The organism is Lentilitoribacter sp. EG35 (genome assembly GCF_040784015.1).
GTDB lineage: Bacteria > Pseudomonadota > Alphaproteobacteria > Rhizobiales > Rhizobiaceae > Lentilitoribacter.
On the sequence record NZ_JBFNGQ010000003.1, the window covers coordinates 193,096 to 210,168 of the forward strand.

Annotated in this window: 19 protein-coding genes and 1 pseudogene; 6 read left to right on the top strand and 14 right to left on the bottom strand. The window is 44.3% G+C overall.

Translation table 11 applies throughout. From position 1 onward, the window contains the following. Positions 1-202 precede the first annotated feature (202 nt). From AB2J24_RS07315 to AB2J24_RS07360, 10 genes are all read right to left on the bottom strand, one after another. Positions 203-1,438 carry an MFS transporter gene (locus tag AB2J24_RS07315; protein WP_367384990.1) on the bottom strand — a complete coding sequence of 412 codons (1,236 nt, stop codon included), beginning with the start codon at positions 1,436-1,438 and terminating at the stop codon, positions 203-205. A 115-nt stretch (positions 1,439-1,553) separates the two neighbouring features. Next, positions 1,554-2,039: a transcription antitermination factor NusB gene (gene nusB, locus AB2J24_RS07320; RefSeq protein ID WP_162651678.1), complete on the bottom strand. Its 486-nt coding sequence runs from the start codon at positions 2,037-2,039 to the stop codon at positions 1,554-1,556. Further along, on the bottom strand, positions 2,036-2,485 hold the full coding sequence (ribH, locus tag AB2J24_RS07325) for a 6,7-dimethyl-8-ribityllumazine synthase (protein WP_367384991.1): 450 nt from the start codon (positions 2,483-2,485) through the stop codon (positions 2,036-2,038). Before ribH ends, nusB begins: the two co-directional genes overlap by 4 nt. A gap of 109 nt (positions 2,486-2,594) precedes the next feature. Beyond that, a complete protein-coding gene (locus tag AB2J24_RS07330) occupies positions 2,595-3,212 on the bottom strand; it encodes a riboflavin synthase (protein WP_367384992.1) in 618 nt (205 codons plus the stop codon). Between the two features lie 5 nt (positions 3,213-3,217). After that, positions 3,218-4,399, bottom strand: coding sequence for a bifunctional diaminohydroxyphosphoribosylaminopyrimidine deaminase/5-amino-6-(5-phosphoribosylamino)uracil reductase RibD (gene ribD / locus AB2J24_RS07335; RefSeq protein WP_367384993.1), 1,182 nt, complete (start codon positions 4,397-4,399; stop codon positions 3,218-3,220). Then, positions 4,389-4,868, bottom strand: a complete 480-nt coding sequence (gene nrdR, locus AB2J24_RS07340; protein WP_162651682.1) for a transcriptional regulator NrdR — start codon at positions 4,866-4,868, stop codon at positions 4,389-4,391. The genes ribD and nrdR overlap by 11 nt, the downstream gene beginning before the upstream one ends. Positions 4,869-4,871: 3 nt before the next feature. Next, positions 4,872-6,161 carry a serine hydroxymethyltransferase gene (gene glyA, locus AB2J24_RS07345; RefSeq protein ID WP_367384994.1) on the bottom strand — a complete coding sequence of 430 codons (1,290 nt, stop codon included), beginning with the start codon at positions 6,159-6,161 and terminating at the stop codon, positions 4,872-4,874. Between the two features lie 178 nt (positions 6,162-6,339). Further along, entirely contained in the window at positions 6,340-7,617 is a 1,278-nt protein-coding gene (locus AB2J24_RS07350; RefSeq protein WP_162651684.1) for a L,D-transpeptidase family protein, read from the bottom strand. 316 nt (positions 7,618-7,933) lie between these two features. Beyond that, positions 7,934-8,458: a transcriptional regulator LdtR gene (gene ldtR, locus AB2J24_RS07355; protein ID WP_162651685.1), complete on the bottom strand. Its 525-nt coding sequence runs from the start codon at positions 8,456-8,458 to the stop codon at positions 7,934-7,936. A gap of 139 nt (positions 8,459-8,597) precedes the next feature. Beyond that, positions 8,598-9,059, bottom strand: coding sequence for a DUF6163 family protein (locus AB2J24_RS07360; RefSeq protein WP_367384995.1), 462 nt, complete (start codon positions 9,057-9,059; stop codon positions 8,598-8,600). Positions 9,060-9,218: 159 nt separating this feature from the next. Between AB2J24_RS07360 and hemB the strand changes: the two genes are divergently transcribed. Continuing rightward, positions 9,219-10,232, top strand: coding sequence for a porphobilinogen synthase (gene hemB / locus AB2J24_RS07365; protein WP_367384996.1), 1,014 nt, complete (start codon positions 9,219-9,221; stop codon positions 10,230-10,232). Positions 10,233-10,240: 8 nt separating this feature from the next. Here the strand turns inward: hemB and AB2J24_RS07370 are convergent, their stop codons facing one another. Genes AB2J24_RS07370 through AB2J24_RS07380 form a run of 3 tightly spaced genes read right to left on the bottom strand, consistent with a single transcriptional unit; the run spans position 10,241 to position 13,568 of the window. Beyond that, the gene (locus AB2J24_RS07370; protein ID WP_367384997.1) at positions 10,241-10,492 is read right to left on the bottom strand and encodes a phosphopantetheine-binding protein; all 252 of its coding nucleotides are present in this window, start codon (positions 10,490-10,492) and stop codon (positions 10,241-10,243) included. Continuing rightward, positions 10,489-11,985, bottom strand: coding sequence for a hypothetical protein (locus AB2J24_RS07375; protein WP_367384998.1), 1,497 nt, complete (start codon positions 11,983-11,985; stop codon positions 10,489-10,491). Before AB2J24_RS07375 ends, AB2J24_RS07370 begins: the two co-directional genes overlap by 4 nt. Continuing rightward, entirely contained in the window at positions 11,982-13,568 is a 1,587-nt protein-coding gene (locus AB2J24_RS07380) for an AMP-binding protein (RefSeq protein WP_367384999.1), read from the bottom strand. The genes AB2J24_RS07375 and AB2J24_RS07380 overlap by 4 nt, the downstream gene beginning before the upstream one ends. Positions 13,569-13,729: 161 nt before the next feature. Between AB2J24_RS07380 and AB2J24_RS07385 the strand changes: the two are divergent. Further along, positions 13,730-14,020 (top strand): annotated as a pseudogene (locus AB2J24_RS07385) (porphobilinogen synthase); the annotation flags it as partial. 7 nt (positions 14,021-14,027) lie between these two features. Here the strand turns inward: AB2J24_RS07385 and AB2J24_RS07390 are convergent. Then, entirely contained in the window at positions 14,028-14,798 is a 771-nt protein-coding gene (locus tag AB2J24_RS07390; RefSeq protein ID WP_367385000.1) for a hypothetical protein, read from the bottom strand. Positions 14,799-14,854: 56 nt separating this feature from the next. Here AB2J24_RS07390 and AB2J24_RS07395 point away from each other — a divergent pair, with 56 nt between their 5' ends. From AB2J24_RS07395 to AB2J24_RS07410, 4 genes are all read left to right on the top strand, one after another. After that, entirely contained in the window at positions 14,855-15,424 is a 570-nt protein-coding gene (locus tag AB2J24_RS07395) for a DUF2975 domain-containing protein (RefSeq protein WP_367385001.1), read from the top strand. Between the two features lie 3 nt (positions 15,425-15,427). Further along, on the top strand, positions 15,428-15,643 hold the full coding sequence (locus AB2J24_RS07400) for a helix-turn-helix domain-containing protein (protein ID WP_367385002.1): 216 nt from the start codon (positions 15,428-15,430) through the stop codon (positions 15,641-15,643). 73 nt (positions 15,644-15,716) lie between these two features. Next, positions 15,717-16,250, top strand: a complete 534-nt coding sequence (locus AB2J24_RS07405) for an RDD family protein (protein ID WP_162653532.1) — start codon at positions 15,717-15,719, stop codon at positions 16,248-16,250. A 69-nt stretch (positions 16,251-16,319) separates the two neighbouring features. Continuing rightward, complete coding sequence (locus tag AB2J24_RS07410; protein WP_162651691.1) at positions 16,320-17,072, top strand: arginyltransferase; 753 nt, start codon at positions 16,320-16,322, stop codon at positions 17,070-17,072. Position 17,073 lies beyond the last annotated feature (1 nt).

Genomic DNA, 17,073 nt, shown 5'->3' on the forward strand with positions numbered 1-17,073 from the left:
TAAAATAACTGTATTCTTGAATTCCTATCTACATTTGACAAGCGTCCACCTCCTCGCAGGCGCTCATTCCGTGCGGCAGTCTTTGTTGCATGCGTCAAAAGGTCAAGTTTTAATGTAAATTTTCTTGTTAGGAACTGAGCAATAGCTCAAATTTTGGGCAAAACGATCAAAATATAAGGGAGTCATATAACTAAATTGAGAATCATGCAGCACTTGCAGCCATACGACGTTCTCTTGAGGACTGAATGTAGAGCAACAAAATTGCCAATCCACAAACAGGCCACAGAATACCGGTCAATACATGCCAACCCCAAATATTGAGCACCTGACCGGAAGCTAGTGAGGCCATGGCGACAAGTGTAAAAAGTACTCCATCATGGAAACCCTGAACTTTGTTCTTCTCTGAATGTCTATAACACCCAGTCACCATAGATGTTGCACCAATGAAACCAAAGTTCCACCCCACACCCAATAGAATGAGCGCTATCCAAAAATTCCAGAGTTCAATTCCGACAAATCCGACAGCCGCACCAACAATCATAATCAAAAGGCCAAACGCTGTGACACGTTCAGCACCAAAACGGGAGATAAATTTTCCGGTAAAGAAACTTGGCCCGTACATTGCTAATACGTGCCATTGAATTCCGAGCGTTGAATCATCCGGTGAAAAACCACAGAACATCATGGCAATAGGTGCGCCTGTCATCATAAATGTCATCATCGCAAATGAGACAACGCCTGAAAAAAGCGCAACCATGAATTTGGGCTGTGTGATAATCTCTTTAAGTGGTCGCGCTTGCTCGCCAGCAACAGTGCTGGCAACCAGATTATCATTTGGAATACGTAAAAATGTGAGAATGAATATCCCGATCAGAAGAACAGGTATAATGCCTGCAAAACTGCCCGCAAACGGTATAGGGTCAAAAAATGTTCGCCCCTGAATGGCCACTTGTGGCCCAATGACGGCTGCAAATATACCCCCCATTGCAACCCACGCAATTGCCTGAGGCTTAAATGCTGGAGGTGACCCATCAGCTGCGGCAAAGCGATATTGATTAGAATAAGCCATTCCAATTCCAATTAGCACCAACCCGACTGTTAGGAAAATAAAACTGCCATTCAAAATTGCCATTGTCGCGGATATTGCACCAACCATCCCGATAACGGCACCAGTTATAAAGCCTGTTCTGCGACCAACGCGCTTCATGATAAAGGCTGCTAAAAATGCCCCCAGCGCCGCACCAACATTAAACCCCATGACTGGTAATGTTGCCCAGGATTTATCTTCATCGAGCAAATAATGTCCAGCCAATCCACCAGTTGCTACTGCTACAGGCGCAAGCGCACCGGTAAAGGCAATTGTGGCACTCAATATCAGTGTATTATATTTTGCTAATGATAGAGCATCGGCGGCATCTGTTTGGGTGTTGCCAGTCATCATTTTCTCTTTTCTGCATTGGGCGCCTATTGCAGCTTTGAGCAACAAAACCAGGCCAAAGAGATACTAATCCCAATTCCAGGCCAGAGTGTATGTGGTCATATGTCGCCGCGCTTTATTTACGCCAGCGCCGACCCAATCTGTCAAGCACAGCATTAACCAATTTTGGCTCATCATCATCTTCAAAAAACGCAGATGCAACATCTACATATTCGTTGATAATAACCGCTGTTGGCACATCTTTTCGATCAACGAGTTCAAATGCGCCTGCCCGCAGGATAGCGCGCAACGTAGTGTCAATACGTGATAGGGGCCAGTCGTCTGTCAACACAGCATGAATTGCAGGGTCAAGTTCGCGTTGTTGTTCAACAACACCGGCAACGATGCGCTGAAACCAATCACCATCAGCATCGCGATATTGATCACCATCAATCTCGGTGCCCAGACGATTAGCTTTAAAATCTGCGACAACTTCACTCACGGCATCGCCTGATAAATCCAACTGGTACAGCGCCTGTACAGCAGCCAGTCGTGCCGCACCGCGTTTATTGGCAGGCTTTACATCGTTTTCTGACTTCGGTGTTTTAGCTTCGTCGTTCATGCAGAAAACTTCTCTTTCAATTTAATCATTTTAAGCGCGGCACGGGCAGCAAAACCGCCCTTATCCAACTCGCTTTTCTTCACACGGCGCCACGCTTGCTCAGCATTTTCTACCGTCATGATGCCATTACCCAATGCCAGAGATTCAGCGACTGATAATTGCATCAATCCACGAGCGGATTCATTGCAAACAATCTCAAAATGGTATGTCTCCCCGCGAATAACCATGCCAAGGGCTATAAACCCGTCAAAATGGGTTCCATCATCATCCATGCCATCAAGTGCCATCGCGATGGCTGCTGGAATTTCGAGCGCTCCGTCAACTGTGATCACTTCATATGTTGCGCCTGCATCTTTGAGCGCATCAGTTGCGCCTTCTAACAGCGCGTCGGCCATATCATCATAAAATCTTGCTTCAACAATCAGCAAGTGTGGTGCATCAGTCATAGAGACGAAAACTCCATTTGTCGCGTTTAGCGATGTGTTTTGAATTGAGAACAGCTCAAACCATGCTTCTGTTCACGTGGCAAGTAAAATCTTAGCAATCGCAATAAGATCAATCTCTATTCGTCATATGCTCGACCAATCTTGCAACATGTCGTGCAAGCTGATCAATTTCGATATTCACAAGATCGCCTACAATTCGCGTGCCCCACGTGGTTACGTCCTGTGTATGACGAATGATGAGGACATCAAAGATTGATCCATCGACCTCATTCACCGTAAGCGATGTCCCATCTAACGTAACAGACCCTTTTGGCGAGATATAAAGTGCAAGCTCATCGGGCGCTTTAAGCGTGAACCGTTTTGCATCACCCTCATCACTAATCTCGATGATTTCCGCGCGCGCATCCACATGGCCAGATACCATATGCCCGCCAAGTTCATCACCCATTTTTAATGCGCGCTCAAGATTGATGCTCTCACCTGTTGTCCATGCGCCTATTGTCGTGAGGCGAAGCGCCTCTTCCCAAGCCTCAACTTTAAACCATCTCTCATTTGAACCAGCTTCGGGAAGCTCTGTCACGGTCAGACACGTTCCCGCACATGCAATTGATGCACCAATGTCAATGGTTTCAGGGTCGAAGCCTGTTTTGATCGTCAGCTCCAGACCAGAATTCAATTCTTTTATATCTGAAATTTCGCCAATATCCGTGATGATGCCTGTAAACATGTTGCTTATCCTTTGGCTCTATTCTTGACCCTATTCTGGGGTTCATACTCATACATGATATCCGAACCAAAAGTCAGCTGATTTTTAAGAACGAAATCATCGATATTCTGCGGTGAAATGGGTGCATTAACTGCATCATTTATACCGACAAGATTTTTGTTAGATTGAAAAATCACCAAACGATCAACAAGTCGAGCATCTAAAAATGATTTTGCAATCTGTGCTCCCCCTTCAACCAACAATGTTGAGATGCCTCTATCTGCGAGTTCCCCTACCATGTAGTACAATTGTTGATCTTCACGAACATTCACCAAATCAAGAATAGAAACACCTTGGTTTTGCAATGGTTGGAGAACCTCGTTTTTTGACTTTGTCGCAATAATAGTGGAGGTTTTATCTGCTGTTTGTATCAGGTGAGACTTGGCAGAAATTTGCAGGCGCCTATCGAGAATAACACGCTTGGGAGATCTATCCGTCAGCCCATTAAGGCGACATGTTAAACTCGGATCATCGTTGATGATCGTGCCGGAACCAACCAGAATTGCGTCATTGATAGCACGTAGAATATGGACTTGAGCATTTGATATATTGTTCGTAATTTTGACCTGCTCGCCGGAATGAGCACCCACAATACCATCTGCACTCATGGCCAATTTAAGTGTGATAAATGGTCGTTTTTTGGTGGTTCTTTTAAGGAAACCAGCCAAACCATATTCAGCATCTTTAGCCAAAACACCTGTAACAACATCAATACCAGCGGACCGCAAGGTCTCAAATCCCTTGCCTGATACACGCGTATCAGGGTCATTTGCGGCAACAACGACGCGCGTGATACCCGCAGCAATGAGCGCGTTTGCGCAAGGCGGCGTTATGCCGAAATGTGAACAGGGTTCAAGGGTCACATAAGCGCAAGCGCCCTTTGCAAGATGACCAGCTTTGCCAAGTGCAATGACCTCGGCATGTGGCCTGCCGCCAATTTCAGTTACACCTTGGCCAACAATAATGGGAATACTATTCTCAAAACGAACAATAAGAGCAGCAACAGATGGATTTTCTGCCGTTAGCCCTTCGTGTTTACGCGCAAGACGAATAGCTGCGGCCATAAATCGTTCATCAAGGCGGGCTTGGGCTTGCGAGCTTATATCGCCCGCAATTTCTAATCGATCTGTTGGCGGATCAATCTTCATCAACCGCATCACCAGCGATGCGCGCGCTCAATTGCGCAATAATTTTTTCGAAATCTTCTGCACCTGAGAAGTCCTGATAAACGGATGCATAGCGAACAAAGCCAACATCGTCTAAGGCTTTGAGTGCTTCAAGCACCAAAAGACCAATATTATCAGTCTCAATCTCTGTTTCGCCAGAACTTTCAAGACGGCGCACAATACCAGAAACGGCTCGATCAATACGATCACGATCAACAGGCCGTTTACGCAATGCAATATCAAAGGATTTTTGCAATTTTTCACGATCAAACGGGACTTTACGCCCCGTTTTTTTCAAGACCTGTAAATCCCTAAGCTGGACACGTTCAAATGTCGTAAAACGACCACCGCAATCAGGGCAAATACGCCGACGACGGATAGCTGCACCATCTTCTGCAGGACGTGAATCCTTCACCTGACTATCATGTGAAGAACAATAGGGACAACGCATAAATTAAGCCCCAGTATTTTCGTAGATTGGGAATTTAGACGTTAGTGCAATGACTTTTTCCTTCACCGCTTGCTCGGTAGCAGAATTGTCACCATCTGCACCAACAGCGCTCAAGCCATTGACCACTTCAAGAATCAATTGACCTACTTCACGAAATTCAGCTGCTCCAAATCCGCGTGTTGTTGCAGCTGGCGTACCCAAACGAATGCCAGATGTCACAAATGGAGACTGAGGATCATTCGGCACACCGTTTTTATTACATGTAATAAATGCGCGACCAAGTGCGGCTTCTGTTGCCTTACCAGTAACGCCTTTTGGCTGTAGATCCACCAACATAAGGTGCGTATCAGTACCGCTAGAAATAATTTCCAGACCACCATCAACCAATGTTTGAGCAAGAACATTTGCGTTCTCTTTAACGTTGCCCATGTAGGTTTTAAAATCACCTGTCAAAGCTTCGCCAAATGCAACTGCTTTACCAGCAATGACGTGCATCAAAGGGCCACCTTGAAGGCCGGGGAACACGGCAGAATTGATTTTCTTAGCAATTGCTTCGTCATTTGTGACTACCATGCCGCCGCGAGGTCCGCGCAATGTTTTATGTGTGGTGGTGGTTGCAACATGAGCATGAGGGAACGGGCTTGGATGAAGGCCAGCGGCCACAAGACCTGCAAAGTGAGCCATATCAACCCAAAGAATTGCACCAACTTTATCTGCGACCTCACGGAATTTCGCGAAATCAATCGTACGAGAATAAGCAGAACCACCAGCAACGATGATTGTTGGCTTATGTTCAAGCGCTAGAGCTTCCATCTGATCATAATCAAGAAGTCCGGTTTCTGCCACAACACCATATTGAACGGCATTGAACCATTTACCGGACATGTTTGGCTTTGCACCATGTGTTAAGTGTCCACCGGCATCAAGGCTCATGCCAAGAAGCGTATCACCCGGCTTTGCGAGTGCCAGCATCACAGCTTGGTTAGCTTGAGAACCGGAATTTGGCTGCACATTGGCAAATTCACATCCGAAAAGCTGTTTTGCGCGATCGATTGCTAGATTTTCAGCGATATCAACGAACTGACAACCACCATAATAACGTTTACCAGGATAACCTTCGGCATATTTGTTCGTCATCACAGAGCCTTGCGCTTCCAGCACGGCTTTTGAAACGATATTTTCAGATGCGATGAGTTCAATCTCATGGCTCTGGCGACCAAGCTCTTGCTCGATGGACTTGAAAATTTCAGGATCTTGATCTGCTAAAGATTTCGTGAAAAACGCATTCGTCATGGGAAGGTTACCTTTGCTCAATATGCGTGGAATGACAGGATTTGACGGCTGTTTAACGTCAAATGAGACGAAGCGCAATATTCCGATGGAGCAAAAGGTCACTTATCAGATTGTAAAATGTCGCATGAAAGCCTCGCCATATGAAATATGGCAATTGGCTCTATCTGATTGCGGTTGCTTAAAGCTCGCGAGACGCCAGCAAATCAACACCGTCACGTTGGTAAACATCATCACGGAACTGAACAACGCCATCGGAAGATGACCAAGCTGTGAAATATGTGAAGTAAACCGGAACGGGTTCCTCAAGTTGAATAGGCATACTTTCGCCAGACATAATACCCGCTTCAATGTTGGCGCGGGACCAGCCTTCAGTATCTCTTAACAGCCATGCAGATAGTTCACGTACATTTTGTACGCGAACACAACCTGATGATTCGAAACGCAACAATTTGCCAAAGACTGAACGCTGCGGCGTATCGTGCATATATACAGCGTGCGGATTGTGGAAATTGATTTTAGTTGAAGACATCGCATTAATTTTGCCAGGGTCTTGGCGGAACATTAAGTCTGGCGCCTCTTCGGCATGCCAGTCAATTGATTCTGGTGGAACTTCGTCACCCTTCTTGTCAAACAAACGAATTGCATTTCGTGTTAGGTAAGTCGGGTCCTTACGCATCAACGGCACAATATCTTTTTTGATAATCGAACGCGGCGCAGTCCAGTAAGGATTTAAGATGACTTCATGAATTCTTGAATTCAAAATTGGCGTTTGGCGAGAGATTTTACCGACAATTGCGGTATGCCGTAGCGCAACTTGACCATTATCAACTGCTTCAATTTGTGCGGCAGGAATATTGACCATCACATAACGAGCACCCAAATCACCGGACATTGATTTTAGACGGACAATGTTTGTTTCTAGCTGTGTGAGGCGAACTTGAGCGGATACATTAAGAGCCGCATAACTGAATTTGCCCAAAACTCCATCAGCGGGCAAACCGTGACGAGCTTGGAAACCACGCACTGCACCCTCGACATAGGTATCAAAACTATTAGAAACACCAGCAGAGGCTGGCAAATCGCCGGATGCTATCAAGCGTTGACGTAAAATACGCACATCAGGGTCAACCGTTCCGAGTTTTAAACGCTTATTTGCCGGAACAACCGGCCAACCGCCATTGGCAACAATATCTTGATATTGAAGCAACGCGTTTTCCAAGTTAACGACCGTTTGCTCGCTCATAATTGGCTTAGTTGCAACAGCATTACTTGCGCCACGTAATGATTTTGCATCAAACGCATCATCCCATTTACCACGACTTGGGTCTTTAATTATCGATTCAATGGACGTTTGAGCCAAAGCGGAATTAGCAACACCAGCCAAAAGACCCGTTGTCACCGCACCTGTTAGAAAGCTGCGTCTGGCAATTTTGGTATATTTTGTTTGCTTCTTCATATCACTCACCAAGATGTCTCATCCAAAAAAAATCAAAAATACGGATTAATAAGACCATATTTATCGCTTTATTCTTTAAGTACAAGACCATGGTCATCAAACTCGCGTGATCAAGATTTGGCGACGTATTAGCCCTGCCCGCACTTTATTCAAAAATTCATAACAATATGGCCGCATCAAGGCGTTTTTGTTACGAATCGTGAATAGGTGAAATTATCGCTAAAAGTGTGAACATAATATGAAAAACCGCCCCTCAAACCATGCCTCAAACATGACTTTAGGAGCGGTTATGACCGGAGGTCGTTCAAATATCGAATTATAGGCGATACATGATTTGGTCATTCCAGAATCGGTCTAGGCGCTGCATCATTTTGTTCATTACGCCAAAATCATCTTCAGTAATGCCACCAACCTGTTCGATTGATTCAATATGACGATTATATAATCCCTCAACGATACCAGCTATTTCTGTGCCTTCTTCAGTCAAGGAAATGCGGACCGAGCGACGATCAACGCGTGATTTAGAGTGATTGATAAAGCCGAGATCGACAAGCTTCTTCAAGTTGTACGATACATTTGAACCAAGGTAGTAACCGCGACTGCGTAGCTCGCCTGCAGTTAGTTCTGAATTACCGATATTAAAAAGCAACAGAGCTTGAACTGCGTTGATATCCGAACGGCCTGAGCGATCAAATTCATCTTTTACAACGTCTAAAAGACGGCGATGAAGACGCTCTACCAATTGAAGAGTCTCAAGATATTGTACACGTAGTCCTGTTTTTTGTTCGCTTGGATCTAAGCTTGGGTTATCACGAACCAATAGTGGTGTTTGTTGTGTCATTTTGTTTGCCTCAATGTTTTTCTAGTTGACGGCTATTTTTTGTTTTTCCGTCTTGAGGCAAATCTATCGAATACGTCGAAAATTTTACTTAATTTACAGGCTTAATGGAATCTTACTGAAAACTAAGGTGAATCAATTCTTACTCCTTGCCTTCCTCCAACCGTTCTTTCTCCCGGCGATAGAAGGCAAACCGGAAGATAAGAAACAGAACTACGATGCCAGCGCTGACAGCAAGATGCATTTCGTTTTCACCATAACTATCTTTCAGAAGACCATGCATGATGAACTGAATAGCAGTAACGAGAACCCAACCCCACAGGCCAAATGAATTACGAAACCAAATCCCAAGCGCCGTGAGCGGCAAAAGCAACGCAAGAATAACTTGAACTATTTTCCAATGTAGCGGTGCAATATCAAACCTTAGAGCACCACCATATGATATTCCCATAAGCTGTGCCCAATAATTGACTGCTCCCAAGATGCACATCAACGTAACGACGACTAAAAACACCTGATACAAACGGTCCAGATTTTCTGGCACTGCATCTGCATCAGACTTTAAGCCTGATAAATTGACATCAAGATCATCCAATGTTGGCATTTAAAGCTCCCTCGCCCCTATATACTTATGCCGATAAAAGCAGAATTATGGCAAGAGCAGATCAGCAATTATACTCAATAGTCAAATGGCGGTCTTGACCTTTTAGATAATTAATGGCCAAAACAGACAAAACTTGGTGCATATATAGAGAGTAATATTATGTCAGATATCACAAAGCAAATTGACCTTGTCACTGGCAACCGACGTATGCGCCGTTATCGCGGGTCTGAGTGGATGCGATCAATGGTACAAGAAACGCATCTTTCTGCTGCTGATCTGATCTGGCCAATATTCGTTATTGAAGGTGAGAATAAAACTGAAAACATCGAGGCAATGCCAGGCGTTGAACGCATGTCCGTTGACCGCGCAGTGGAAGCTGCAAAACATGCGCGCGATTTAGGCATCCCAGCTATCGCTACATTTCCAAATATTGATTATGCCAAACGCGATAAAACGGGATCAGAAATTCTGAACCCGGATAATCTGATCAACCAAACAACAAGAGCTATTAAAGCAGCTGTTCCAGAAATAGGCATTATAACTGACGTTGCGCTCGATCCTTTTACCTCAGACGGGCATGACGGCATTTTTGAAGATGGCGAAATTGTCAATGATAAGACAGTCGAGGTTTTGGCTAAGGCGGCCATCCTGCAAGCGCAAGCAGGGTCTGACATTATTGCACCATCTGAGATGATGGACGGGCGCATTGGCATTATCCGTCAGGCACTTGACGATGCTGGATATCAGTCTGTTGCCATAATGTCTTACGCTGCAAAATTCGTATCCGGTTTTTATGGCCCCTATCGGGAGGCCATTGGGACCAGCAACTTCCTCAAGGGAGATAAAAACAGTTACTTCCTAAATCCTGCGAACCCAAATGAAGCTATCCGTGATGCGGCGCTGGATGTGCAGGAAGGTGCAGATATGATGATGGTCAAACCCGGCCTGCCGTATCTGGACATGTGTTTGCGCGTGAAAGAAGAGTTTGGCCTACCGACCTTTGCATACCAAGTTTCTGGCGAATATGCGATGATTAAGGCGGCAGCTCAAAATGGCTGGCTTGATGAAGAACGCGCAATGATGGAAAGCCTCATGGCATTTAAACGCGCTGGCTGCGATGGCATTTTGACTTATTTTGCACCAAGGGCTGCTGAGTTAATGAAGGTGAAATAAAGATACTCCTAGGTCTCTTCAGTTTCCGATAACAGGCTTTTTAGTTCTTCAAACGTATCAATTTTAGAAAGATCGAAATCAGGATCAGTCAGATCGACATCACAGACATTCTCGAGTTCCATTAAAAAATTTACGGCTGCAACAGAATCTAAAAGTCCGCTATCAAAAAGAGATTCGGTATCGGAAAATTCCGCCGGCTGCGCTCTTTCTACCAAAAGATCAGATATTTTTTTTCTTAGTTGTTCGATAACATTACTCATTTCCAAACTCCAAATAAACTGAGGAAAAATTCGGTTCGCGCTTCCAAAGATAGGCTACCAGTGGAATCATCAAATACCTGCAAAATCATGAAAAAACCTATAACTTGTACACGGGGCAAAATATTGTATCGCAAATTGCCATCCTCGGGCCTGGGGCGCTTGGACGAAAGCTGGGATACAATTAACCCAATCGTCAAAATCGCAGCGTAAAGCGTGTAGCTATAAAAATTGTCGACTGTTTCCATAATACCATCGGTCGCAACCTTTGGCAGGGCGGGAAGAACATCAAATAAGATATTGCCAAGAAAGGCGGCAACAAACGTTGCAAAAGCTATTCTTAGCCTAGGAGTTTTCTTAAAGAACCGCTGAAAGGTTGGATAAAAAAAGATATCGGCCAACATTTCTTTGAAATAGAAAAGATAGCGCCCCCAGAACTCCGAAATTGAACGAGAGGCTAATGGATTGAACATGCCGCGTGGAATCTGGAAGCCTGCCATTCGCACAATTGCTACAAACAAATGACTGTAAACTGCGACTTCCATCAACTCGGCCATAAAATAGGCGATCAAAACTAGCCAATTTGAGGCAAAGCCTTGTGCCCCATCTAAAGCTGTTAATGTTATAGTTTCGTTTAACCGAGGGAACCCAAAATAACCGAACAGAAGTTGATTGAACCCAAGCTCCCAAACCCAAAAAAGTATAGCCGCCCAGAGTACAAGTTTGACTGCCTTTAATCGCGTTATCGACAAGGCAACAGAATCTTTGGCTTCAAATTTTTTGATAAAATTCGGCCCTTTCATCGGAGCAAGAGCTGTCGTCCAAAGTGGTCTGACAAAGCCTATTCTTTGATGAACTGGGACTCTCAATTTACCTCGGTTGTCTAGAAAAATATAGGCGATGAAGAAAAATGATGTAGATAAAAGCGCAAGCACAGCCCACGACAACGATGATAGAATACTAGTTTTGGGTAGTAACGCAGTTATCACCGTCAACACGACACTCAGCAAAAACATCGACAAGATAGGTCGGCGAACCGGGAATGCTTTGATGTTTTTGTTTTGCAATTCACCCAATGCAAGAACAGCAAATAAAAGTAAAACAGCAGATAAGCTTATCCCAATTTGGGTTGGCAAAGCACCAACACCAATATTGTGCATAATTTCGGGGAACCTATCATAAGCGATCTCTGACTTAAACGGCCTGAGAACGAAATAGACAGTCGCCAAACCACAAAGAATGAATAAACGATGAGCTGGCAGAGCAGCAACTAAACTGAGGCCGATTACTACAAGCACAAAATATTTGAATGACAGAATAGGAATGGCAAATATGAGGGCGCAAAAAGCGACATGCAATATTGTTTGTCCGCCGTAGGTTTGCGACCACGAAAGTACGCGTTCATTTTTATCAATACGCAACCACCATCTGCGCAAAATGATTGGATTAACTTCAAATGGTATGTTTGGAATGAATGTAGTGTTTTTGACGTTCATCGAACAACCCTGGACTGGTTCGGGGTATCATTTATCGCAATGTCGTCTAACATTGCTACTAAGGCGTGGCGATCAGTCTTGCCATTAGAGTTAAGTGGCATGCTTTCAATTTCTATCACCTTCGATGGCTGCATATAGCGCGGCAATTTATCATTTAGCTGCGAGATAATATCGTTGGATGAAATGGCAGAGCCTACACAGAAACCAACAATTCCTTTAGCGACGCCGTTGACTGTTGGCCATGCAACGGCTGCAGAAAGTTCAGTTTGAGCCACATCCTTAAGCCACATTTCAATCTCTTCAAGTTCGATACGATAGCCATGCAATTTAATTTGATTATCTATCCTGCCAAGGTGATGGAAAATCTGATTTTCATCTCTTAGCCCAAGATCTCCTGTAAGATACCAACGTTCACCACTAATCAAAGGAAATCGTTCACTCGTAAGCTCTGCTTGCTGAAAATATCCTTCGGCAAGCTGTTCGCCACAGAGTACAATTTCTCCCGCCACGCCATCAGCAACAGGGTTTAGATTGTCATCAACAATCATCGCTCTCATGCCTTTGTAAGTTTTACCAATAGCCACAATCTGGCGCGCTGGCGTGGTTGCTCCGTCCCTATTCCAAGTCTGCCGTAGGCAAGCGATGGTTGCTTCCGTTGGGCCATAAATATTGTCTACTATTGAGTTGGGTGCTGCCCGCATCCAGCAATTTGCGATTTCGACCGACAAAGCCTCGCCGCAGAATAAAGACAACTCCAGCGAAGGCATTGAATTATCCTTCAGGTCATCACTCTGGCGTGAAATTGCAACAACTGACGGTACCGAAAGCCAAGTTGTAATTTTATGTTTCTGCACAAATTTAGTGGGCATAACCATATCAAGCGATCGCATGATGTAAAGTCCTGCTGCCGACCGCCAAGCAAAAAACATATTATGAACGGATAGATCAAACGTGATATCACAAGTTTCAGCAACGCGCGCTTCAGGTGCGACCAGATACCATTCGTCCATCGCATCAAAATAGCTTCTGACAGCCTTATTTGAAACCATCACACCCTTTGGTTTTCCGGTTGTGCCTGAGGTGAATTCAATATAGGCAAGATGCTCTTCACCAGTTTTAACAGGCTCTGGAAGCTGTTTTCTTTGTGTGTCCGAATCCGAGATTTCTGAAATTTGGGCGTCAAACACACCCTTTGCATCGCTAGGCGCCAGAATAAGTGTCGGTTTATTAAGGAATGTATATTTCTCGATCAATTTCTGACCAGCTTGATCAACGATCAAGGCATCCAAATTCAAATAATCAAAAAGGCTTTCAAGCTTTGATTGTGGTAATTTCTGATTGAGAGGTACATAAGTGCCACCTGCCCAAGCCGTTGCCAAAAGTCCAATACATGCCTCCGCAGATCGCGTCGCTAAAACACCAACTCTACCATGGGTCAAATGCGGTTTTATCTGTTCCGCAAGCATGCGAACAGACGTGCTCAACTCTTGATAAGTATAAACCTCTTTACCGACGACAAGAGCAGTATTTTCAGGGTATCTCTGTGCGGATTGCCAAAACTGGTATGCAATATTCAAATTCATAGTTGCCCCTCATGTGGACCCGTTAAATATCATGACCAAAGTATGTTGAAAAACAAAAATTGCATTAACTATTAACAACGAAAATTTTAATAGTCTCAAAAACACAAACCTGCCCAACACTACCTAAGGTAGGCAACTTTCTCATTTGACGCGTGTTTGAAATAGTCGATGCTGCGCTGGATGTGCAGGAAGGTGCAGATATGATGATGGTCAAACCCGGCCTGCCGTATCTGGACATGTGTTTGCGCGTGAAAGAAGAGTTTGGCCTACCGACCTTTGCATACCAAGTTTCTGGCGAATATGCGATGATTAAGGCGGCAGCTCAAAATGGCTGGCTTGATGAAGAACGCGCAATGATGGAAAGCCTCATGGCATTCAAACGAGCTGGCTGCGATGGTATTTTGACATATTTTGCGCCAAGGGCTGCTGAGATTTTGTACACAACCAAGTAGTGCTGCTTTAAGTCTTGGTATCGCACAAAGGTGCCCATGTTTCGACACGACCAACATCAGTTTGCTTGGCTAAATCTAGGTCCACAATGAACGGCACATACTCCTTTGTTTCGCTGCTTTTAATATAAGTGGTAATTAAAATAGACTCTGGCAATACATTATTTATCCTACAAACCTGCGTACCGACGCCGAATGACCCATCCCATTGTTTTGTCTTCTTTTTTTCAATTGAAAATCGCCTTATCGTATTAAATCTCTCCACATCTTGCGGGTGAATGCGATAAGCAAGAATTTTTCGACCTTCTGGCACCGATAACCTTCGTAACTTTTGCTGGTCGTCAGACTGCAAAGAGTTTGTGAGAGCAAACGTCTCTCGCTTGCCTTGCGAACCATCCTTCTTTCTGATTTCCAGCAGCATCGTCACCCCGTTGTCGCTGACCTTAAACTGATTGGGAACAGCCACCGCGATACTTAACTTTTCAACATCAGTTGTCGTTGGGTCAAAATTTCTCAGCTTTACCATGCTCGAGACCGGCGTATGCCCGCAGGCAACTAAGAACGCCAAAATAAGTCCCACAATGCCAAGCCTAGTGAAATTGATAATATGACGATACATCTTGGGATCCTTTCCAGAAACACGATTTATAAATCTAATTTTAACAGCTACACAGCAGGCAAGGATTACAGACGCCACGTCAGTGGTTACAAATGAGGCAAGGTTTTTGTTTGGCAGGATCATAATCACTAAATTTCCGCTCTTGACTTTTACGTATCTCATATATTAATTATCGTAAAACAATAATTATTCAACATTTATTATGAAGAAAGTAAAAAATGCCTGAACAAAACAGAACATCCCAAGCTTATGATCGTATCAAAAATATTTCAGTCTATGCAGAGGTGTTTTCGGGGGTTGGTATATTCATCACTGTGGGCGCTATGACCTATTATCTGATACTTATGATTGTTGATATCGCACTGTTTGATGCAGCAATTAGGGACGAATATGCAACTGATACAATGAATATTACGATTAATTATTTTAGTCGGATTTCAGCATTTATTTTTGGAATAATACCGATGCTTATTGGCGTCTTTTTTTTCGATCAAGCACGGCGTCTCTTCCACCAATATAAATCTAAACGTGTCTTCACTCATGATGCAGCAGCTCGGCTTAACAGGATGGGCTGGGCGCTGGTGGCGTTGGCACCAGTTGGTGTTCTGGTTAAAACTTTTACTATATTAGCTCTAACCCTCTACAATGGCCCTGGTGATAAGCACTTGGCTTTTGGGATATCTGAGAATGAAGTATATGCGATCATATTAGGTTTGTTGCTAATTACTCTGGCAAAAATTCTACATGAAGCCGCTATCATTTCAGATGAAAATCAGGCATTTGTGTGAGCTATGGCTATTATCGTAACACTGGACGTTATGCTCGCAAAACGGAAGATGCGTTCCAAGACGTTGGCGGAAATTATCGGCATTACAGAACAAAATATTTCACTTCTGAAATCGGGCAAAGTTAAAGGTATCCGCTTTGATACGCTTGAGAAAATATGCGAAGCTCTTGATTGCCAACCATCGGATATTTTGAGTTTCGAACCTGATGAAAGGTCTTGAAATCAAGATAAACCTCCCCATTTAAATATTAGAGATCGATAGAATGGGGCTAATTATGGCAAGTTATGAACATATGAGTGCAGAAAACGAATTTCACAATACAGGTGATAAATATACGCACATTATTGATGAACGGCTAAATGATCCTGCTTATTATGATAATGTTCGCACGCGCCGTATCATGGCTTTTGTCGTTGACTATATAGCTATTGCGCTGTTGCACATCCCTGTCGCAATCGTTGTTTTCTTTCTTGGCATCATTACACTTAGCTTAGGCTGGCTTTTATTTGCCGTCATCACACCTGTGATTGCGCTGGTTTATGTGGGCTCGACAATGGGTGGCCGTGATCAGGCGACACCAGGCATGAAAATGGCTGGCCTGCGTATTGCACGAATTGACGGTGGGCGTGTTGATTTTATGACAGCTGTTATCCACGGTGTCATATTCTGGGTGGCAAATGTTGTAACAAGTGGTGCGATATTATTGGTAAGCCTATTTACTGATCGCAAGCGTCTCGTACAGGATTTATTGCTCGGCACAGTGGTTTTGCGCAATGATCTTGATAATGACTATGACATAGACATCACAATTTCTACTCATAAATAACTTGCTGTTGCATGGCGGCGAACAAGGCTCTAATCTGGTCTTAATAAAAAAGCCAGACACTAGAGCCTAATGACGAAACAGAAGATTGAGTCGCCGCAGTTCTTTTTAACCGCACCCACACCATGCCCCTATCTGGACGGTTTGGAAGAACGCAAGATTTTTACCCACCTTGCAGGCGACAAAGCCCCGGAATTAAACGATATTCTAACCCAGGGTGGTTTCAGGCGATCGCAAAACATTGCCTATCGCCCTGCCTGTGAAGGCTGCAAATCCTGCGTGTCCGTCCGCATACTCGCCGATGAGTTTAAATGGACCAAATCATTCAAACGAGTCATGGCAAAAAATGCAGATATTATTTCTGTTGATCATCAGGCAGAACCATCAAGCGAACAATACTCTCTCTTTAGAGCTTATCTCGATGACAGGCATTATGATGGTGGCATGTCGGATATGTCGGTGCTTGATTATGCAATGATGGTTGAAGATACTCACGTAAATACGCGCGTTATTGAATATCGTATTCGCCAGGAAGGTGACGGTGTAACAGAACACCCGCAAGGCAAACTGATTGCCGCAGCTTTATCAGACCAGATGGGCGATGGGCTCTCAATGGTCTATTCATTTTTTGAACCAGATATCGATTACCGCTCTTTAGGCACCTATATGGTTCTCGATCATATCAAACGCACCGTAGAGGCAGGCCTGCCGCATGTCTATCTCGGCTACTGGGTCGATAGCTCACCCAAAATGGCTTACAAAACCCGCTTTCAGCCCCAAGAACATTTAGGTGCGAACGGCTGGGCAAAATATATAGAAGACTGAG